Here is a 19,435-nt window from a genome sequence, read left to right on the forward strand (position 1 = left end):
AATCGACCAAAAAGTCAGATCCGCGACCACCTGCCTCGCCCCTCAGCCCTTGTCGGCCTTGCCCGCCGCCGCGGCCAGGCGGGCCAGGCGCACGTCCAGGTGCCGCGGCCGACACCCGCGATCCTCGGCCCGCTCCTTGCGGCGAATGGCATTGCGCACCAGCAACGACCCCAGGTAGCGCAGCGGTTCCGGCGGAAAGTACCCCAGGGGGCCGTTGACCAGCGGCGAACGGGTCCAGGGATTGTCCAGGCCCAGCACCAGCGACGCGAGGATCTGCCCGCCCATGTGGCAGGGGCCGACGCCGCTGCCGGAGTAACCGAAACCGTAGAACACATTGCCGCTGGCGCTCATCCGGCCGAAGAACGGCAGGCCGGTGACCGAACGGTCGGACGGCCCGTTCCAGGTCGCCGCCACCGGCACCTCGGCGAAGGCTGGAAAGAACTCCCCCAGGCTGCGGCGCAGCAGGCCGGCATAGGGCGACGGCTGGTCGAACACCGGCAGCATGCGCCCGCCATAGGCGAAGGTGTTGCCACCCTTGCCGAGCATGATCCGGCCGTCCGGGGTGTTGCGGTAGTAATGCACGAAGATCCGCGAATCGAGCACGGTGACGCCGCTGGTCAGGCCGATCGACTTGAGCAGCTCGGGGCGCGGTTCGGTGATCAGCATGTCGCTGGAAACGATCGCCACGCTGCGCTCGAAACGCGGAAAGGCCCGGGCCATCCAGGCGTTCATCGCCAGCACCAGCTGCCGCGCCCGGACCCGCCCGCCCGGGGTGTGGACCGACACCGGTACGCCCTCCTCCATTGCGCTCATCGCGGTGTTCTCGAACATGCGTATCCCCAATTGCAGGGCCACGCGGCGCAGGCCACGCACCAGCTTGCCCGGCTGCACGCTGGCGGCCGCCGGCGAAAACCAGCCGTCCAGGTGCCGGGTGGAACCGGCCAGGCGTTGCACATCCACCAGCGGGCGCTTCTCGAAGGAATGGATGCCCTGGCGCTCCAGCGCGGCGATCACCCCATCGGTAGCGCCGCACTGGGCCGGGTTGGTGGCGGTGTAGAGCGTGCCGTCGGGACGGTACTCGGCGTCGATCCCGTAGCGTTCACAGAAGGTGCCGATGGCCCGGATGCTCTGCTCGGACTCCTTGACCAGACGCACCGCCTCCTCGACGCCGAACAGCCGTTCGAGGGTGAAGTACTTGGCCGACCAGGACAGCGCGCAACCGCCGTTGCGCCCGCTGGCGCCGGCCCCGCAGATGTCCGCCTCGATCAGTACCACGTCCAGTCGCGGGTCCTGTTCCTTGAGTTGAATCGCGGTCCACAGCCCGGTGTAGCCGCCGCCGACGATGCACACGTCGGCGCTGGTATCGCCTTGCAGCGGCGGGCAATCCGCGGCGCGTTCGCTGTTCAGCGCCTGTTCCAGCCAGAAGGGTCTCATGGGGATTTCTCGTTCGGGGCGCCCGGTTCCGGCCCGCCGTCGGCAAAACGACAGCGGGCTGGCGGGCGCGATGGCTAAAGACGGGCTCAGCCGCGCAGCGGCTTGACGCGCATGGGCCGGTTGGGGACGAAGGCACAGCAGGCTTCAAGGCCGGCCGGGCGGCTGTTCCAGTGCGGGATCAGCACCAGTGCCGAGAACAGCGCACAACTGGCGAAGACCAGGAATACGGTGACGGTGTCGAAGTAACCCGGCAGCAGGCCACCGAGAATCGCCCCCACCGAGCCGCAGCCATTGACGAAACCGGCGGCGGTGGCGCCGGCCTTGGCGGTGCCGAAGTCGATGGCCGCCGCGCCGCTGATCATCGAGTCCGGCCCGTACAGGGTCAGGCCCATGACAAACAGCAACGCCACCACCAGCCACACGCTGCCGGTGTGCAGCGCGCCCATGAACAGCGCCAGGGCCACGGTCAGCGCCAGCAGGCTGAGCACGCAGGCCGGCATGCGCCGCGCGCCGAACAGCTTGTCCGACGCCAGGCCGATCATGATCGGCCCCAGCAGCCCGGCCAGCTCGAAGGCGGTGGGCACGATGGCCGCGCCGACCTTGCCCACCGAGGGCATCTGTTCATAGACGATCACCGGGCCCCAGAGCAGGATCGCGTAACGCGCCGGCTTCAACAGGAAGTAGGCGAAACCCAGGGTCAGCACCGTGCGGTTGCGCAAAATCTCCCGCAACGGTTCCCAGACGCTGAACCGACCCTGCGCCGCCGCTTGTTCGGCACTCGGTTCAGGTTCCGGGTCCACCGCCGGCAGGCCCACGTCCTGCGGTTTGTTGCGCTGGAAGATAAAGAACAGCAGCGCCACCAGGCCGACCACCACGGCGCTGGAAACAAAGGCCGCGTGCCAGCTGCCGATCGCCGTGTAGGCCCACCAGCCGGCGAAGGGCGAGGCCACCAGGCCGCCGAAGGCATAGCAGGAACTCCACAGCCCCAGCACCCGGCCGCGCTGCTCCGCCGGGAAGAAACTGCCGATGTTCTTGCACAGTCCCGACCAGCCGGTGGACTGCGCCAGCCCCTGGACCAGCATGCAGGTGGCGAAGATCGGCAGCGTGGCGAAGCTGCCCATGACCAGCGCCGCTGCGGCGGAGATCAGCAGGCCGCCGAGGACCACCACCCGCGGGCCGAAGCGGTCGGCGAGCATGCCCCAGGTGAACTGGCCGACCGCGTAGGCCGCCAGATAGATGGCGTCGAGGTTGGCCATGGCCATCTTGTCCAGATGGAAACCGGGATCGTCGGCGATCCCCAGTTTGGCCACGGAAAAGGCTTTGCGAGTGAAGTAGAAAGCGGCGTAGGCGAGCCAGGTGACGACGAAAATCTGCACGCGCCAACGTTTGATGGTGCCGATCTGCTTGTTCATTGTGGTTCTGACCTCAGGGTGTGAGTGTGCCGGCAGAATTGGGGGGAAAACGCCTGTGTTTTTTATTGTTGAGCACTGCAGTGCCGCCCTTTTTCAGGGGGCGATACTGGTCAGATGAGTCCTGTGGCTTCCCTGTTCGCGGGAGTCGCTGCGCACGCACAAGCTCAGGGCCGGCTGGCGGTCGAACGACCTGTCAGCGGCTTGCGGCGATGGAAACAATTACGGATTAATAAGTAAAATCGATTTATCGTATTTCAAATATAAGCTCAGCTTTCCAGAGGTCCGGCGATGTCGGTTTCCCACGCTCAGCTCAAGGCCTTCCATGCCGTGGCCCAGCACGGCAGCTTTACCCGTGCCGCCGAACGGCTGTACCTCACCCAGCCGGCGATCTCCGACCAGGTGCGCAAACTCGAAGAACGCTTCGGCGTGCAGCTGTTCCATCGCAACAAACGCTCGGTGCGCCTGACCGACCTGGGCGAACGCCTGCTGGCCATCACCCAGCGCCTGTTCGTCGTCGAAGCCGAGGCCCAGGAACTGCTGCAGGCCTCCCAGGCCCTGCAGACCGGCAGCCTGGTCCTCGCCGTGGACGCGCCGGTGCATGTGCTGCCGCAGATCGCCCGCTTCTGCGAGCGCTACCCGGGCATCAGCGTGAAGATCGAAACCGGCAACACCGACGAGTCGCTGCTGCGCCTGTTCAATTACCAGGCCGACCTGGCCCTGCTCGGGCGCGATGTCAGCGACGAACGCCTGCTCTGTGTGCCCCTGCGCAACGATCCGATGGTGGCGTTCGTTTCGCGCCACCACCCCTGGGCGGGTCGCGAGTCGATCTGCCTTGAGGACCTGGACGACACGCCGCTGGTGCTGCGCGAAGTCGGCTCGGTGACCCGGCAGACCCTGGAGGAAGAAATGGCCCGGGCCGGCTTGCGCATCCGCCCGGCGATCCAGGTCGAGGGGCGCGAAGCCGCCCGCGAAGCGGTGGTGGTGGGGATCGGTGTGGGGGTGGTGTCCGCCGCCGAGTTCGGCGCCGACTCGCGGGTCTGCGCCCTGCCGATCCTCGACTGCGAACGGCGCCTGACGGAAACCCTGGTCTGCCTGCGCGAACAGAGTTCGCGGCGGGTGGTGGCGACCTTTCTCGATATGGTCCGCCAGAGCCTGGGTGAACCTCGCTAGGGCCCGCACAGGCGCCATGACAAATCGATCAAGCGCCTGGAGCCAACCCCAGGAACGCCTGGATCAGGCGCAACTCCCGACGCCGCTCCAGGCAGCCGATCATGTGCTGGTTCAGCAACCCCTCGCCGATGATCGGCACCGCCCGCACCCGCGGGTCGGGGCTGAGTTCCAGCGACGACACCACGCCCACCCCCAGTTGCGCCGCCACCGCCTCGGTCACTGCTTCGCGGCTGTCCAGCTCCAACAGCACCTTGGGGTTGACCCCGGCCTGGGTGCAGGCCTGATCGAAGGTGCGGCGGGTGATCGAACTCGGCTCGCGCAGGACCATGATCACCTGGTCCAGGCGCTCCAGCCTGACCCCTTCGGGCTCGGCCAGCCACGGATGGCCCTCCGGCACCAGGGCGCAGATCCGCGACTCGCCGAGGCTCTGCAGGTGCAGGCCCTTGCGCGGTTCAACCTCGGTCAGCACCGCCACGTCGGCATGCTCCGACAGCAACGCCGCCAGGGTTTCCTGGGCGTTGCCCAGGCGCAGGTTGACGGTAATCCCCGGGTACCGCGCGCGTAGGCTGGCCAGCATCGGCATGACCCGGTGCGGCCCGTCCGCCGCCACTTCCAGGCGCCCGGTGAGCAACTGCCGGTTGGCCTCGAGCATGGCCTGGGCCTCTTCGGCCAGGCCGAACATGGCGCGGGTGATCGCCGCCAGCTTGGTGCCCTCTGCCGTCAGTTCGACCCGGCGCGCGGTGCGTCGCAGCAGGGTGATCTGGTAATGCTCCTCCAGGGCCTTGATATGCCCGGTGACCGCCGGCTGGCTGATGAACAGCCGCGCGGCAGCCCGGGTGAAGCTGCCTTCGCGGGCCACGGCATCGAATGCGCGGAGTTGGAACAGGTTCATATCTATCGGCCTCACTTATGACTGGCATAACAACAAACAATTTGATTGATAACAGGCCAAACTGCAATTTAGGCCCCGTAGTTTTCACCCACAGCGCATCCCGTAACGCTTTCGCGAGGACACCTGAATGAGTACTGCCGCGCCTCTCCTGCTCACTCCCGGCCCCCTGACCACCTCGGCCCGCACCCGCCAGGCGATGCTGGTGGACTGGGGCTCATGGGATGACCGCTTCAACCGGCTGACCGCCAGCCTCTGCGAACAACTGCTGGCCATCGTCAACGGCGCCGCCAGCCACCACTGCGTGCCCCTGCAAGGCAGCGGCACCTTCGCCGTGGAAGCCGCCATCGGCACCCTGGTGCCCCGCGACGGCAAGGTCCTGGTGCTGATCAACGGCGCCTACGGCAAGCGCCTGGCGAAGATCTGCGAAGTCCTGGGCCGCGCCTTCAGCACCTTCGAAACCGCCGAAGACGAGCCGACCACCGCGGCCGACGTCGAGCGCCTGCTGCAAGCCGATGCCGCCATCACCCACGTGGCGCTGATCCACTGCGAAACCAGCACCGGGATCCTCAACCCGCTGCCGGAGATCGCCCAGGTGGTTGCCAACCATGGCAAACGCCTGATCGTCGATGCCATGAGTTCCTTCGGCGCGTTGCCGATCGATGCCCGGGAAGTGCCGTTCGATGCGCTGATCGCGGCCTCCGGCAAATGCCTGGAAGGCGTGCCCGGCATGGGCTTCGTCTTCGCCCGCAAGGAAGCCCTGGCCGCTGCGGCCGGCAACGCCCATTCGCTGGCCATGGACCTGCACGACCAGCACGCCTATATGGCCAAGACCGGGCAATGGCGCTTCACCCCGCCGACCCACGTGGTCGCGGCCCTGCACGAAGCCCTGCTGCAATACAACGAGGAAGGCGGCCTGCCGGCGCGCCACCGGCGCTATGCCGACAACTGCCGGGCCTTGCTCGACGGCATGACGCAACTGGGCCTGCGCAGCTTCCTGCCGGCGGCGATCCAGGCGCCGATCATCGTCACCTTCCACGCCCCGAACGATCCGCGCTACCAGTTCAAGGACTTCTACGAACGGGTCAAGGCCAAGGGCTTCATCCTCTACCCCGGCAAGCTGACCCAGGTCGAGACCTTCCGCGTCGGCTGCATCGGCCACGTCGACCAGGGCGGCATGCGCACCGCGGTCGAGGCCATCGCCGAAGTGCTGCGGGAAATGGAAGTGCTGGATATCTGAGCGCAGCACCGCCGCCCCCTGTAGGAGCGAGCTTGCTCGCGACACAGACGACGCGGCCCCCACTTTTTTCGCGAGCAAGCTCGCTCCTACACAGGTTTTCGAGACATGAACTACAACAACCCTTCTCAGCTGCAAGCCGCCATCCTCGACTGGGCCGGTACCGTGGTCGATTTCGGCTCCTTTGCCCCGACCCAGATCTTCGTCGAAGCCTTCGCCGAGTTCGACGTCCAGGTGTCCATCGAAGAGGCCCGCGGCCCGATGGGCATGGGCAAGTGGGACCACATCCGCACCCTGTGCGACCTGCCGGAAGTCGCCGAGCGCTATCGCCAGGTGTTCGGCCGCACCCCGACCGACGCTGACGTCACCGCCATCTACCAGCGCTTCATGCCGCTGCAGATCGAAAAGATCGCCGAACATTCGGCGCTGATTCCCGGTGCCCTGGAGACCATCGCCGAGCTGCGCCGGCAAGGCCTCAGGATCGGTTCCTGCTCCGGCTATCCGAAGCAGGTCATGGACAAGGTGGTGGAGCTGGCCGCGACCAACGGCTACGTCGCCGACCATGTGGTGGCCACCGACGAAGTGCCCAACGGCCGCCCCTGGCCGGCCCAGGCCCTGGCCAACGTGATCGCCCTGGGGATCGACGATGTCGCCGCCTGCGTGAAGATCGACGACACCGTGCCGGGCATTCTCGAAGGCCGCCGCGCCGGCATGTGGACCGTGGCCCTGATCTGCTCCGGCAATGCCCTGGGCCTGAGCTACGAAGGCTACCGCGCCCTGGGCAGCGACACCCTGGCCGGCGAGCGCCAGCGCATCCACAAACTGTTCGCCGGTTCGCGCCCGCACTACATGATCGACACCATCGCCGACCTGCCGCCAGTGATCGCCGATATCAACCGGCGCCTGGCCAAGGGCGAGATGCCGCAAAGCAGTTGATCGACTCCCCCACCACAAAGAAAAACGGCAGCCTCGTTCCAAGGCTGCCGTTTTTTTACCGACCCCGGGCGAAACGGCGCATTTGCCCCGGGCAGAGCCTCGCAAACAGGATTACAGTTACAGCACTCCGTCGCTCAAGAGCGGAGGCTACAGACCTGATGAACGAGGAAGGCTCTATGCCCTGGAAGAACTCCGACAACCGTTACAGCACGGTGTCGATTGCATTGCATTGGTTGATGCTGGTGTTGCTGATCGCGGTATACGCCTGTATCGAATTACGGGGCATTTTTCCCAAGGGCAGCGGCGGCCGGACGCTGATCAAGGAAGCGCACTTCATGCTCGGCCTAACGGTGTTCGTGCTGGTCTGGCTACGCCTGTTCGCCCGTAGCCTGGGGGTGGCGCCAAAAATCCTGCCGACGCCGCCGACCTGGCAGACGGTCTTGTCCACGCTGATGCACTGGGCCCTGTACCTGTTCATGATCGTCATGCCGATCCTCGGCTGGCTGGTCACCAGCGCCGAAGGCCATCAGGTGATGTTCTACGGCATCGACCTGCCGCTGCTGGTGGCGGAAAACAAACCCCTGGCCAAGCAGGTCGAAGGCTGGCACGTGCTGCTGGGCACCGTCGGCTACTGGCTGATCGGGCTGCACGCGGTGGCCGGGCTTTATCACCACTACTTCTTGCGCGACAACACCCTGCAACGCATGCTGCCCAAGCGCGGCTAAGGCTTTGCCTGCGCGGTAAAACCCCGGCGGCCCTGCAAGCCGCCGGTGTGCACGAAGATCAGCCGGCAGCCGGCGGCAAAACGCCCGGCTTCCACCTGCTGCTTCAAGGCCAGCAAGGCCTTGCCGGTGTACAGCGGCTCCAGGGGGATGCCGCTGTGCCCTTCGGTCTCTTCGATAAACGCCCGTAACAACGGATCGACTTTGGCGAATCCGCTGCGGCTGCTGTCGAGCAGTTCATAACGCGCAGCCTGCAGCCCCGACTCCTGCACAATCGCCGCCACCTGCTGGGCGACGCCATGATCGTCCGGGACCGCCAGGGCGCCATACACCGGATGGGCGCCGGCTTCCCCCAACACCAATCCGGCCAGGGTGGTGCCGGTACCGGCGGCCAGCCACCAGCCGTGGTAGTCGTCCCAGCCCAATGCCTGCAACTGGCTGCGCACCTGGCCCACCAACGGCAGGCAGCCCGACGCCCCGAGCAAGCCGCCACCGCCCTCCGCCACCGGCAACAGCTCGGGGTACTGCGCCTGCCAGGGCTGCCAGAAACCCGGCTCATTCCGCGCCCGGTAGCCGGCGTAACCGAGCCAGTGCAGTTGCATGCCGAAGTCTTGCAAGTCGAGCACGGTGGGTGTGTCCTGCGGGTGGCCGCGCAGCAGCCCCACGGTGGCAAAGCCAAAGCGTTTGCCAGCAGCCGCCAGCGCATGCAGGTGATTGGAATGGGCGCCGCCCAGGCTGATGAGGCCCCCGGCCCCGGTTTCACAAGCCCGCGCCAGGTGCGGGGCGAGCTTGAACCACTTGTTGCCGGAGATCAGCGGGTCGATCAGGTCCAGGCGCAGCACCGCCACCTCGACCCCGGCGCGGGACAGCCAGTCGAGGGCCAGGGGTTGCAGGGGCGCGTTCGGCAGGCTGGGGAAAGGTGCGAGGCTCATGAAGCAAGACGGTGATGCATGGCGGGCGGGTTCTGGATGGCGAAGGCGGGAAGTCTACCAGCCTGGAGGGCCCTATCGCGGGCAAGCCTCGCTCCTACAGACGAAGACCATGGGGCTTTTTGAAGAAGCGAGGCTTGCCCGCGATGGCATCGGAACAGTCACAAAAAAGCCACCGGGACTCTGCGCAGAGTCCCGGTGGCTGTCGTTACCGGCGAATCAGAGTTCGGCGGCCAGACGCGAGCCCTGGTTGATCGCGCGCTTGGCGTCCAGCTCGGCGGCCACGTCGGCACCGCCGATCAGGTGCACGTTCTGGCCGGCGGCGACCAGGCCGTCGTGCAGTTCGCGCAGCGGGTCCTGGCCGGCGCAGATCACCACGTTGTCCACCGCCAGCACCTGCGGCTCGCCGCTTTCGCCGATACGGATGTGCAGGCCGGCATCGTCGATCTTCAGGTATTCGACGCTGTTGAGCATCTGCACCTGCTTGTTCTTCAAGCCGGTACGGTGAATCCAACCCGTGGTCTTGCCCAGGCCGTCGCCGACCTTGGAGGTCTTGCGCTGCAACAGGAACACCTGACGCGCCGGCGCATGGGGCTCAGCCTTGATCCCGGCGACACCGCCACGGGCCTCGAGCCGGGTGTCGATGCCCCACTCCTTCCAGAACGCTTCCCGGTCCTGGCTGGTGGCCACGCCCTGGTGCACGAGGAATTCGGAGACGTCGAAGCCGATGCCACCAGCACCAATCACCGCCACGTTCTGGCCCACCGGCTTGCGTTGCAGCAGCACGTCCAGGTAGCTCAGCACCTTGGCGTGCTCGACACCAGGAATCGCCGGCGTGCGCGGCGCGATGCCGGTGGCGAGGATGATTTCGTCGTAACCGCCCGCCACCAGTTGCTCGACATCGACCCGCTGGTTCAGGCACAGCTCGACGTTAGTGGTCTGCAGCTTGCGCTTGAAGTAACGCAGGGTTTCATAGAACTCTTCCTTGCCCGGCACGCGCTTGGCCACATTGAACTGGCCACCGATTTCACTGGCGGAATCGAACAGCGTCACCTCATGGCCGCGCTCGGCCGCCACGGTCGCCGCCGACAACCCGGCAGGGCCGGCGCCGACCACGGCAATCTTCTTCAACTGCTGCACCGGCAGGTAGTTGAGCTCGGTCTCATGGCAGGCCCGCGGGTTGACCAGGCAACTGGTGAGCTTGCCGCCGAAGGTGTGGTCCAGGCATGCCTGGTTGCAACCGATGCAGGTGTTGATTTCATCGCCGCGCCCGGCGGCCGCCTTGTTGACGAACTCCGGATCGGCGAGGAACGGCCGTGCCATGGACACCATGTCGGCATCGCCCTCGGCGAGGATCTGCTCGGCCACTTCCGGGGTGTTGATGCGGTTGGTGGTGATCAGCGGGATCGATACCGAGCCGCGCAGCTTGGCCGTGACCTTGCTGAAAGCGGCACGCGGCACCTTGGTGGCGATGGTCGGGATCCGCGCTTCGTGCCAGCCGATACCGGTGTTGATAATGGTCGCGCCGGCCTGCTCGATGGCCTTGGCCAGTTGCACGATCTCTTCCCAGGTGCTGCCGCCTTCCACCAGGTCGAGCATCGACAGGCGGAAGATGATGATGAAGTTCGGGCCGACCGCTTCGCGCACGCGGCGGACGATTTCCACCGGCAGGCGCATGCGGTTTTCGTAGCTGCCGCCCCAGCGGTCGGTGCGGTGGTTGGTGTGCGCGGCGAGGAACTGGTTAATGAAGTAGCCTTCGGAGCCCATGATCTCGACGCCGTCATACTCGGCCTGCTGCGCCAGGGTGGAGCAGGTGACGAAATCGCGGATCTGCTTCTCGATGCCTTCCTCGTCCAGTTCCTTGGGCTTGAACGGGTTGATCGGGGCTTGGATCGCGCTCGGCGCCACCTGTTTCGGGCTGTAGGCATAACGTCCGGCGTGGAGGATCTGCATGCAGATCTTGCCACCCGCCTCGTGCACCGCGCGGGTGACGATACGGTGCTTGAGCGCCTCGTCTTCGGTGGTCAGCTTGGCCGCGCCGGAGTACACGCCGCCCTCGTCATTGGGGCCGATGCCGCCGGTCACCATCAGGCCCACGCCGCCACGGGCACGCTCGGCGAAATAGGCCGCCATGCGCTCGAAACCACCAGGCTTTTCTTCCAGGCCAGTGTGCATCGAGCCCATCAGGGTACGGTTGCGCAGGGTGGTAAAGCCCAGGTCCAGCGGGGCCAGCAAATGCGGGTAGTGAGCGGCGGCCATCGGTAACTCCACATCGAACAATCACGGAAAGAATGCGGAAGCTCTGCGGCCTCCGTCAGGCATGTCCGACAGACTAAGAGCAGCCCCCGGGCCGCTCAATGACCGTAACTGACAACTTATTGATCCAAATGCGCAGCCCGCCCTTGGCAATCCCGGGCATGGGCCCTACCCTAGTCAGCGAACCCCGCACACGGCGACCACTGCTTTCCCATGCGCAAACTTCTTTACTTCACCTTCACCCTGGCCCTGATCGCCGCCCTGACCAGCTACGCACTGTGGACCCGCGAGCGGCCGAGCGGCCATTACCTTTCCGACCTGCGCATCCAGCTCGCGGTGGACCAGGGCACGCCCGCCGATCACGGCAACCTGCTGGGTATCCAGCCGGAACTGTTTCCCACCGACTACCAGAGCCCCGAGCGCCTGCACCGCAAGCTTGCGGCCTACCTGCAACAGGCCCGGGACCAGGGGCTGCTGAACGACAAGACCGTCGTGGTGCTGCCGGAGCATATCGGCACCTGGCTGATGGTCAGTGGCGAGAAAAACGAGCTGTACCAGGCCTCCAGCCTGAAAGAGGCGATGAACTGGCTGGCGGTGAGCAACCCACTGCCCTTCCTGCGTGCCCTGATCACCGCCAAGGGCGACAACCGCCTGGACGATGCCCACCTGCGGATGAAGGCCCAGAGCATGGCCGAACAGTACCAGCGACTGTTCGGCGGCCTGGCCAAGGAATTCCGCATCACCCTGGTGGCCGGCTCCATCGTCCTGCCCGAGCCGGCAATCGAGGGCGGCAACCTGCGCATCGGCAGCGGCGCGCTGTACAACACCACCCTGGTCTTCGACCGCGACGGCCTGCCGATCGGCCAGCCGCAGCGGCAGCTGTACCCGACGTTCGACCAGCGCGGGTTCATCCAGGCCAGCACCGATCAGGCGGTCCAGGTCGTCGACACCCCCGCCGGGCGCCTGGGCGTGCTGATCGGCAGCGACAGCTGGTACCCGGACAACTACCGCAAGCTCAACGCCCAGGGCGCCCAGCTAGTGGCGGTGCCGGCCTTCGTCATGGGCCGAGGCACCTGGGAGCGACCATGGCGCGGCGACCAGAACCTCTCGCCCCGGAGCGAGATCGGCCTCAAGCCGCAAGAAGTCAGCGAAGGTGAAGCCTGGCACCGCCTGACCCTGACCAGCCGCGCCCCCGGCAGCCTGGCCAGCGCCGGCGTCAGCGTGTTCCTGCGCGGTCAGTTCTGGGATCAGGGCAGCGCCGGGCAGAGCTTCATCAACAGCAAGGGCGAGAACTTCGCCGACGGCGACGCCCGTGGCGCGCGCCTGCTGAATATCTGGCTGTAAGCCCATGAAGCCCCAACCGATGCGCCTCGGGGACCTGTCGGTGGGTGTCGTCCATAGCCTGGCCGACGCCGTGCGCAGCCATGGCCTCGACCCACAGCCGCTGCTGGAGCAATACGGGCTGGATGCCGCGCGCCTGGCCGAGGCCGGAGCGCGGCTGTCGATCCCCCGCTACATGCGCCTGGGCCACGCCGCGATACAGCTGACCGGCGATCCGGCATTGGGACTACGCATGGGCCAGCTAAGCCGCCTGAGCCAGGCCGGTCTGGTGGGTGTCACCGCCGCCCAGGCCCCCACCGTGCGCGAAGCCGCGCGTTGCCTGACCCGCTTCGAAGCGCTCTACGGCTCGAACTATCGCGGCCAGTCGAGCTTCCATGAAGACGCCGACGGCGCCTGGCTGCGCTTCTACTCCATCAGCCCCTACAACGCCTACAACCGCTTCGTGGTGGACTCGATCCTCGCCGGCTGGCTGCGGCAACTGGGCAGTCTCGGCACGCCGGTCAAGGCCGAACGCATCGAGATCGAGTTTGCCCAGACCGATTACCGCGAGTGCTACAGCGTACTGGGGGATTGCCCGATCCAGTTCGGCGCCGAGCACAATCAACTGCGCCTGAGCCAGGCCAGCCTGGCGCAACGCAATGTCGAGCACTGCCCCAGCACCTGGCGCCATCTGCTGCAACTGTGTGAACGGGAACTGGAGCAACTGACTCGCACCCGCAGCCTGCGTGAACGCATCACCCGGTTGCTGGGGCCTTTGCTCAATGGTGGCCGGGAACCCGACCTGGAAGAAGTGGCGGCACGCCTGAAGCTGCCGACCTGGACCCTGCGCCGCAAACTCGCCGAGGAAGGGACGCAGTTCCGCGCCATTCTCAACGACACCCGCCGCGACCTGGCCATGACCTACATTCGTGATACCGAACTGGCCTTCGGGGAAATTGCCTATCTGTTGGGCTTTGCCTCAGCCGAGGCCTTTCAACGCGCCTTCAAGCGCTGGAGCGGCCAGACACCAGGCGAATTTCGCCGCAGCCACCGACAGTCCACCTGAAAAAAAACGCCACCGGCGTTACAGCTCAGTAGCGTCTTCCGCGGGTTCCAGCGGGTCCAGTTCAAAGGCCTGGAATTCCAGCAGTTCTTCTTGGTAATCGTCCATGGCGGACTCCTTGTGTCTAGGGTCGAGTAACCTTCTTACTGACCTTCGCTCGCAGCATAAAGTGCCGGTATGACAGAAAAAATACCGTGCGAGGAGTATTCGTCCCGCTAATGAAACGTAGCAGCCCGCCAGGGATTTACCCAGGCTTGGGCAACGTCATGTTCATGCAAGGCAGCCACCGCGGGGCCGACAGCGCCAGTGTCGATCCCGCGGGCAGGCGCAGAGGCTTACCGTGGCAGTGCCGGAATCGGCTCTGTCGGAGGCGGCAAGGTGCTGGCGGGAGGTGGGGTCACGATGTCGCTGGTCGCTTCCGGTACCGATGCTGGCGCTGGCGCTGGTGCCGGCTCGCTGGTGCTCGGCGTGATGGCGGCTGCTTCCACAGGCGCCGCCAGGGGCTGCGAGAGGCTCGACTCAGGCGGCGCCACCGGAGCCAAAGGCGCTGCCGGCTCGACCACCGGTGCGGCCGGCGCCGGTGGTCGCGTCACGGGTGCCGCGGCTGGTGCTGCGGCAGGCTCGGTGGGCTTGGGCTCTGGCACACCCAGGTCGGTCTTCGGCTTCTCGATGATATGCGCGGCCTTTTTCGCTTCCTGCGGCAGGAACAGCTCCACCAGGGCGAAATAACGTTCGTAGAACTTGGCCGAGGAAACCGTCTCGCTGGCCACCTTGACCATCGAGTCGTCGGTGGAGCCGATCGGCATCGACACCGAACCCAATACGCCGACCCCAAGGCTCGCCGAGTTGTTGACCTTCTTCAGGGCATAACGATCCTGCAGGGCGTTGGCGAACACCGTGGAGCGGTGACCGGAGCTGCCATCCTGGGCACAGACCACGCTGAAGCTGATCTCCATGTGGGTTTCGCCCGTCTGCTGGAAGCTCTTGTGCCCGCTGACCAGCTTCGGATCGCTGCTGGTGATGATGTAACCCTGGCTGAGCAAGGCGCGACGGGCAGCCTCGCAGGAGGCCGCGTCACTCACCGGGTAATTGCGCGAAAAGGTGCCCGAGTCGTCGAAATGCTCATGCTCGTAAATGGCGGTCTTGTTCGACGAACAACCGGCGGCGGTCGCCAGCAGCAGCGTCAGTCCGGCGACGCGCAGGGGAAATGATCTATACATCGAAAATCCTGAAGAAAACGTCCGGTGCGTATTGTGCAACAGTTCGAGGCTACAGAGCGCGCGGATTAGTGTCTTAAAACCAATACAAGTCTACTGACCACGGTTTACCGGAAAAAGTCGCGCGCACAGATGATCGACAAACACTCGCAGCTTGGCGGCGGCGTGTCGGCTCGATGGCCAGAGCACCCAGAACGTGCCGCTGTGTTCCAGATGGGCGTCGAGCACCCGCTGCAACTCACCCCGCGCAACCGCCTCGTGCACCATGAAATCGGGCAGGCAGGCGATCCCCAGGCCACGGCGTGCCGCCTGCTCCAGGGCCTCGATGGAGGTACTGACCAGACGTGTTGGCAACAGCGGCTCGGGGGCGTCGACCACCCGTCGCAATGGCCAGGGTTCGAGTTTGCCGGTGGTGTGGAAGGTGTGCCGCAAGCAGCCGTGGTTCGCCAGGTCCGCGGGGGTCTGCGGAACGCCGTGGTCGCGAAAGTACTCCGGCGTACCGACCAACACCAGGCGAAACTGCCCCAGCGGCCGGGCCATCAACCGCGAGTCCTTGGGGTTGCCAGTACGCACCACCGCGTCGAAGCCTTCCTCCACCACATCCACCATGCGGTCCGTCAGGTCGACATCCAGTTCGATCTGCGGAAAGCGCTGCATGAACTCCACCAACATCGGCATCACCAGGCCATGCACCTGTGGCAGGCTGACCCGCAACTTGCCCCGCGGGGCGCTGGACGACTGGCACAGATCGAACTCGGCGGCCTCGACCTCGGCAATGATTCGGCGGCAGCGCTCCAGGAAGCCCGCGCCTTCGGCGGTCAGGGTGACGCTGCGGGTACTGCGGTGGAACAACCGGGTCTCCAGGCGCTCCTCGAGCCGCGCGATGCTCTTGCCGACGGCCGACGACGACACCCCGAGCAACCGCCCTGCTTCAGTGAAACTGCGGGTTTCCGCCACCTGGACGAACACCGAGACATTACTCAACCAGTCCATCGTCTCCCCCAAGATTGCGGACATGGATGTCCGATAAGTTCGGAACCTTAGCCTATTTTTCTCCTGGTCACAGCGCCCTACGCTCAGCCCTTCCCGGAACTTGTAGCGAGCCTGAAACCATGACCGAACCTCTTTCCGCCACCGAATTGCTGGACATCGAGTCCAGGCGGCGCGACCGACTGCCACTGAGCGGCCTGCTAGCCCTGGCCACCGCCGGCTTTATCACCATCCTCACCGAAGCGATGCCGGCGGGCCTGCTGCCGCAGATGAGCCAGGACCTGCAGGTGTCGCCGGCGCTGGTCGGCCAGCTGGTCACGCTGTACGCCATCGGCTCGCTGATCGCAGCGATCCCGCTGGTGATCCTCACTCAGGGCTGGCGCCGCAGGCCCCTGCTGATGATCGCCATAGGCGGCTTTGCTGTGGTCAACAGCATCACCGCACTCTCCACGGACTACAGCCTGACGCTGGTCGCCCGGCTGTTCGCGGGGGTGTTTGCCGGCCTGCTCTGGGCCTTGCTGGCCGGCTACGCGAGCCGCATGGTCGCGCCGCATTTGCAAGGCCGGGCCATTGCCGTGGCCATGATCGGCGCGCCCCTGGCGCTGTCCCTGGGCATCCCCGCGGGCACACTGCTCGGCAGCCTGGTGGGCTGGCGGACGAGCTTTGCCTTGATGACCCTGCTGACCCTGGTACTGCTCGCCTGGGTGCGCTGGCAAGTGCCAGACTTCCCCGGCCAGCGCGCCGACAAGCGCCTGCCGCTCTCGGGGGTGTTCGCCTTGCCCGGGGTCAAGCCGGTGCTGTTCGTGACCTTCGCTTATGTCCTGGGCCACAACATCCTTTACACCTACATCGCGCCGTTCCTGGAGCCGGCCGGTATCGCCGGGCAAATCGACCGGGTACTGCTGACGTTCGGCCTGACCGCGCTGCTGAGCATCTGGATCGTCGGCTTGCTGATCGATCACTGGTTGCGCCGACTGGTCCTGGTCAGTTGCGTCCTGTTCGGCCTTTCGGCATTGCTGCTGGCGTTCGAGGCTGACACGCCGCTGGCGGTCTATGCCTCGATCGCGCTCTGGGGATTGTCGTTCGGCGGCCTGGCCACCCTCTTGCAGACCGCCCTGGCCAAGGCGGCCGGGAACGCTGCCGATGCGGCGCAGTCGATGCTGGTGACCGCCTGGAACCTGGCGATCGCCGGTGGCGGCCTGGTGGGTGGCGTGCTGCTGGAGGGGCCGGGGGTCTTGTCGTTTCCCTGGGTGATCATCGGCCTGTTGCTGGCTTGCCTGCTGGTGACCCTGAAAGCCCGGCAGCACGGCTTCCCCGCCCTACGCTGAAAACAAAAACCCCGGCGCGTTGGCCGGGGTTTCTGTTTGTGGCTTCAGTCAGGCATCAGAAACGCTTGATGTCAGCCTGATTTTCCAGCTGCTTGCGGTAGGCCGCGAAGTCTTGCTGGCCCATGCGCGACGCGAGGAAACGGCGATACTGGGCCTTTTCTTCGTCAGTCGGCGCGGCCGCTTCGTTCACGCCACTCAGTTGCAGGACCACCAGGCTGCCGTTCGGCAGGGTCACGCTGCTGAATGTCGGCTTGTCCTTGGCCGCTGGCTTGGCCATGCGGAACAGGGTCTGCAGCACGATCGGCTCGACGCCTTCCTGGGCACGGGTCGCCGCTTGCGAAACCTTCCAGTTCTGGCCGTCAACCGGGGCTTTCAGCGCAGTCTTGCCTTCGCGCAGGCTGGCGATCAAGGCATCGGCCTTGGCCTTGGCGGCAGCGCTCGCACGCTCCTTGGCCAATTGCGTGCGGATGCTGCTGGCAACGCTTTCCAGTGGCAACTGCTCAGGCTTGCGGTGCTCCTTGGCACGCAGGACCACCACGGTTTCCGGATCCAGCTCGATGGCGGTGCTGTTGGCACCCTCATCCAGCACTTCAGGACTGAAGGCAGCCTGAACCACGGAGCGGTTGGCCGCGATGCCGTCGCCACCTTCACGCCCGAACGGTGCGGAAGTGTGGACGGTCAGTTTCAGCTCTTGAGCCGGCTGGGCCAGGTCCGAAGCTTCGAACGAGGAGTCTTCCAGCTGCTTGGTCGCCTCGACAAAACGCTGCTCCACCTGCTGGGTCTTCAGCTCGCGGGTCAGCTTGTCTTTCAGGCTGGCGAAGCTTGGCACTTCAGGCGCCTCGACGCCCAGCAGCTTGATCAGGTGGAAACCGAAAGCGCTACGCACCGGCGCCGACACCTGATCCTTGTTCAGCGCGTACAGCGCTTCCTCGAAGGCCGGGTCATAGACGCCAGGACCGGCATAACCCAGGTCGCCGCCGTTGTTCGCCGAACCCGGATCCTGAGAGAACTCCTTGGCCAGCGCCTCGAAGCTTTCGCCCTTGGCCAGACGAGCCTGGATCTCTTCGATCTTGGCCTTGGCCTGGGCCTCGTTCACCTTGTCGTTCACCTCGATCAGGATGTGCGCGGCACGACGCTGCTCGGACAGGTTGGCGGTTTCTTTCTGGTACAGCGCCTGCAACTCTTCGTCCTTCACGCTGACCTGATCGAAGAAGGAAGCCTTCTTCAATTCCAGGTAGTCGATGACCACCTGATCTGGCGACATGAATTCCTTGGCGTGTTCGTCGTAGTAAGCCTTGACCTCGGCATCGGTCAGCTTGACTGCCGCCGGGTCGGCCTTGATGGTCAGCGACGCGTAATCACGGGTCTGCTTTTCCAAACGGGCAAACGCCAGCACCTGGGCATCGGTCACGAAACCGCTGCCAGCCAGACCAGCGCGCACCTGGCCGATCAGCATTTCCTGAGTCAGCATCTGACGGAACTGCATCCGGCTGTAGCCCAGTTGACGGACCACCTGGTCGAAACGCTCAGGGCTGAACTTGCCGTCCACCTGGAATTCCGGCGTTTGCAGGATCACCTGATCCAGCGCGGCTTCAGAGAAGGCGAACTTGGAGTTTTGCGCGCCTTGCAGCAGCAGTTTGCGGTCGATCAGACCTTTAAGAGCCGCCTCACGCAGCATCTTCTCATCGAGCAAGGAGGCATCGAAATCCTTGCCCAGCTGTTGCATGAGCTGGCGGCGTTGCATGTCGACCGCCTGGCTCAGCTCATTCTGGGTGATTTCTTCGCCATTCACCTTGGCCGCATCCTGGCTGGTGCTGGTGGCCTTGAAAATGGCATCGAAGCCGGTCAGCGCCATCAGTACAACGATGACACCAATAATGGTCTTGGCAATCCAGCCTTGTGAATTGTCCCTGATATTCTGCAGCATGCGTCCCCCAGAAACGGTTGTACTTCAAATAGGCAACCGTGGAGCGTGGGTAGAGTCCGGATAGAAGAAAGGCGCATCCGAGGATGCGCCTTTCTCGTAACTGGCGGAGCGGATGGAGGCTCGAACCTTCGAGCCCCGTGTGACAAACCGGACGTCTGACCGGCTGTCCTACCGCTCCGCTGCCAGGTCGGGAAAGACCCCGACCCGGGTAGGCAAAGGCTTGAAGGAAACTTAGTTAACAGCTTCTTTCAGTGCTTTACCGGCTTTGAAACCTGGTTTTTTGGCTGCAGCGATTTCCAGCGTCTTACCGGTCTGTGGGTTGCGACCAATGCGAGCAGGACGATCAGTAACAGAGAAAGTACCGAAACCAACCAGTACAACGGAGTCGCCAGCCTTAAGAGCGCCAGTGACGGATTCGATTACTGCGTCCAGCGCGCGGCCAGCAGCAGCTTTCGGGATATCAGCAGATGCAGCGATAGCATCAATCAGTTCCGACTTGTTCACTCTAAGTCCCCTTATATATCTATTTGAGTATGATTCTAAGTTTTTTGGTGAAAGCAAAAACCAGTGCTGAATGGCCTACAGACACTTAAGAGCCGCTTTAT

Annotated in this window: 16 protein-coding genes; 7 read left to right on the forward strand and 9 right to left on the reverse strand. The window is 65.0% G+C overall.

Translation table 11 applies throughout. From position 1 onward, the window contains the following. Positions 1-42: 42 nt before the first annotated feature. Together ACQKQA_RS05570 and ACQKQA_RS05575 are read right to left on the reverse strand one after the other, a co-directional pair. Positions 43-1,440 carry an FAD-dependent oxidoreductase gene (locus tag ACQKQA_RS05570; RefSeq protein WP_427554514.1) on the reverse strand — a complete coding sequence of 466 codons (1,398 nt, stop codon included), beginning with the start codon at positions 1,438-1,440 and terminating at the stop codon, positions 43-45. 80 nt (positions 1,441-1,520) lie between these two features. Then, entirely contained in the window at positions 1,521-2,846 is a 1,326-nt protein-coding gene (locus ACQKQA_RS05575) for an MFS transporter (protein WP_427554357.1), read from the reverse strand. Between the two features lie 288 nt (positions 2,847-3,134). On the opposite strand from ACQKQA_RS05575, the gene ACQKQA_RS05580 reads away from it, so the two are divergent. Beyond that, a complete protein-coding gene (locus ACQKQA_RS05580; protein ID WP_427554359.1) occupies positions 3,135-4,016 on the forward strand; it encodes a LysR family transcriptional regulator in 882 nt (293 codons plus the stop codon). Between the two features lie 28 nt (positions 4,017-4,044). Here ACQKQA_RS05580 and ACQKQA_RS05585 read toward each other — a convergent pair whose 3' ends face one another. Further along, positions 4,045-4,908: a LysR substrate-binding domain-containing protein gene (locus ACQKQA_RS05585; RefSeq protein WP_427554361.1), complete on the reverse strand. Its 864-nt coding sequence runs from the start codon at positions 4,906-4,908 to the stop codon at positions 4,045-4,047. 127 nt (positions 4,909-5,035) lie between these two features. On the opposite strand from ACQKQA_RS05585, the gene ACQKQA_RS05590 reads away from it, so the two are divergent. The 3 genes from ACQKQA_RS05590 to ACQKQA_RS05600 all read left to right on the forward strand — a co-directional run bounded on the left by ACQKQA_RS05590 (position 5,036) and on the right by ACQKQA_RS05600 (position 7,803). After that, positions 5,036-6,145, forward strand: a complete 1,110-nt coding sequence (locus ACQKQA_RS05590) for a 2-aminoethylphosphonate--pyruvate transaminase (RefSeq protein WP_427554363.1) — start codon at positions 5,036-5,038, stop codon at positions 6,143-6,145. Positions 6,146-6,250: 105 nt separating this feature from the next. Beyond that, entirely contained in the window at positions 6,251-7,078 is an 828-nt protein-coding gene (gene phnX / locus ACQKQA_RS05595) for a phosphonoacetaldehyde hydrolase (RefSeq protein ID WP_427554365.1), read from the forward strand. A gap of 176 nt (positions 7,079-7,254) precedes the next feature. Beyond that, a complete protein-coding gene (locus ACQKQA_RS05600; RefSeq protein WP_427554367.1) occupies positions 7,255-7,803 on the forward strand; it encodes a cytochrome b in 549 nt (182 codons plus the stop codon). Here ACQKQA_RS05600 and ACQKQA_RS05605 read toward each other — a convergent pair. Together ACQKQA_RS05605 and ACQKQA_RS05610 are read right to left on the reverse strand one after the other, a co-directional pair. Beyond that, positions 7,800-8,732 carry a 1-aminocyclopropane-1-carboxylate deaminase/D-cysteine desulfhydrase gene (locus tag ACQKQA_RS05605; protein WP_427554369.1) on the reverse strand — a complete coding sequence of 311 codons (933 nt, stop codon included), beginning with the start codon at positions 8,730-8,732 and terminating at the stop codon, positions 7,800-7,802. The two genes, ACQKQA_RS05600 and ACQKQA_RS05605, sit on opposite strands and share 4 nt — an antisense overlap. 216 nt (positions 8,733-8,948) lie before the next feature. Beyond that, positions 8,949-10,988, reverse strand: a complete 2,040-nt coding sequence (locus tag ACQKQA_RS05610; protein WP_427554371.1) for an FAD-dependent oxidoreductase — start codon at positions 10,986-10,988, stop codon at positions 8,949-8,951. A gap of 210 nt (positions 10,989-11,198) precedes the next feature. On the opposite strand from ACQKQA_RS05610, the gene ACQKQA_RS05615 reads away from it, so the two are divergent. Then, the gene (locus ACQKQA_RS05615; protein WP_427554373.1) at positions 11,199-12,329 is read left to right on the forward strand and encodes a carbon-nitrogen hydrolase family protein; all 1,131 of its coding nucleotides are present in this window, start codon (positions 11,199-11,201) and stop codon (positions 12,327-12,329) included. Between the two features lie 4 nt (positions 12,330-12,333). Further along, entirely contained in the window at positions 12,334-13,371 is a 1,038-nt protein-coding gene (locus tag ACQKQA_RS05620; protein WP_427554375.1) for an AraC family transcriptional regulator, read from the forward strand. A 332-nt stretch (positions 13,372-13,703) separates the two neighbouring features. Here the strand turns inward: ACQKQA_RS05620 and ACQKQA_RS05625 are convergent, their stop codons facing one another. Both ACQKQA_RS05625 and ACQKQA_RS05630 read right to left on the reverse strand, forming a co-directional pair. Next, entirely contained in the window at positions 13,704-14,588 is an 885-nt protein-coding gene (locus ACQKQA_RS05625; protein ID WP_427554378.1) for a DUF2242 domain-containing protein, read from the reverse strand. 90 nt (positions 14,589-14,678) lie between these two features. After that, positions 14,679-15,578 (reverse strand): LysR family transcriptional regulator, encoded by a 900-nt coding sequence (locus ACQKQA_RS05630; RefSeq protein WP_427554516.1) that lies wholly within the window; start codon positions 15,576-15,578, stop codon positions 14,679-14,681. Between the two features lie 119 nt (positions 15,579-15,697). Between ACQKQA_RS05630 and ACQKQA_RS05635 the strand changes: the two genes are divergently transcribed. Beyond that, complete coding sequence (locus tag ACQKQA_RS05635; RefSeq protein ID WP_427554380.1) at positions 15,698-16,903, forward strand: MFS transporter; 1,206 nt, start codon at positions 15,698-15,700, stop codon at positions 16,901-16,903. Positions 16,904-16,958: 55 nt separating this feature from the next. On the opposite strand, the gene ACQKQA_RS05640 is transcribed toward ACQKQA_RS05635, so the two are convergent. Continuing rightward, a complete protein-coding gene (locus ACQKQA_RS05640; protein ID WP_427554382.1) occupies positions 16,959-18,830 on the reverse strand; it encodes a SurA N-terminal domain-containing protein in 1,872 nt (623 codons plus the stop codon). A gap of 231 nt (positions 18,831-19,061) precedes the next feature. Then, positions 19,062-19,391 carry an HU family DNA-binding protein gene (locus ACQKQA_RS05645; protein WP_020296819.1) on the reverse strand — a complete coding sequence of 110 codons (330 nt, stop codon included), beginning with the start codon at positions 19,389-19,391 and terminating at the stop codon, positions 19,062-19,064. Between the last annotated feature and the right edge of the window lie 44 nt (positions 19,392-19,435).

The sequence above is a fragment of the Pseudomonas sp. NPDC089530 genome, assembly GCF_050280705.1.
Classification (GTDB): domain Bacteria; phylum Pseudomonadota; class Gammaproteobacteria; order Pseudomonadales; family Pseudomonadaceae; genus Aquipseudomonas.

Excerpts from the sequence above, each read along its gene's own strand:
- ACQKQA_RS05635 (WP_427554380.1), top strand. The coding sequence starts at position 15,698 with ATGACCGAACCTCTTTCCGCCACCGAATTGCTGGACATCGAGTCCAGG.
- ACQKQA_RS05610 (WP_427554371.1), bottom strand. The coding sequence starts at position 10,988 with ATGGCCGCCGCTCACTACCCGCATTTGCTGGCCCCGCTGGACCTGGGC.
- ACQKQA_RS05630 (WP_427554516.1), bottom strand. The coding sequence starts at position 15,578 with ATGGACTGGTTGAGTAATGTCTCGGTGTTCGTCCAGGTGGCGGAAACC.
- ACQKQA_RS05580 (WP_427554359.1), top strand. The coding sequence starts at position 3,135 with ATGTCGGTTTCCCACGCTCAGCTCAAGGCCTTCCATGCCGTGGCCCAG.
- ACQKQA_RS05640 (WP_427554382.1), bottom strand. The coding sequence starts at position 18,830 with ATGCTGCAGAATATCAGGGACAATTCACAAGGCTGGATTGCCAAGACC.
- ACQKQA_RS05605 (WP_427554369.1), bottom strand. The coding sequence starts at position 8,732 with ATGAGCCTCGCACCTTTCCCCAGCCTGCCGAACGCGCCCCTGCAACCC.
- ACQKQA_RS05615 (WP_427554373.1), top strand. The coding sequence starts at position 11,199 with ATGCGCAAACTTCTTTACTTCACCTTCACCCTGGCCCTGATCGCCGCC.
- phnX (WP_427554365.1), top strand. The coding sequence starts at position 6,251 with ATGAACTACAACAACCCTTCTCAGCTGCAAGCCGCCATCCTCGACTGG.
- ACQKQA_RS05625 (WP_427554378.1), bottom strand. The coding sequence starts at position 14,588 with ATGTATAGATCATTTCCCCTGCGCGTCGCCGGACTGACGCTGCTGCTG.
- ACQKQA_RS05600 (WP_427554367.1), top strand. The coding sequence starts at position 7,255 with ATGCCCTGGAAGAACTCCGACAACCGTTACAGCACGGTGTCGATTGCA.
- ACQKQA_RS05620 (WP_427554375.1), top strand. The coding sequence starts at position 12,334 with ATGAAGCCCCAACCGATGCGCCTCGGGGACCTGTCGGTGGGTGTCGTC.
- ACQKQA_RS05575 (WP_427554357.1), bottom strand. The coding sequence starts at position 2,846 with ATGAACAAGCAGATCGGCACCATCAAACGTTGGCGCGTGCAGATTTTC.
- ACQKQA_RS05585 (WP_427554361.1), bottom strand. The coding sequence starts at position 4,908 with ATGAACCTGTTCCAACTCCGCGCATTCGATGCCGTGGCCCGCGAAGGC.
- ACQKQA_RS05590 (WP_427554363.1), top strand. The coding sequence starts at position 5,036 with ATGAGTACTGCCGCGCCTCTCCTGCTCACTCCCGGCCCCCTGACCACC.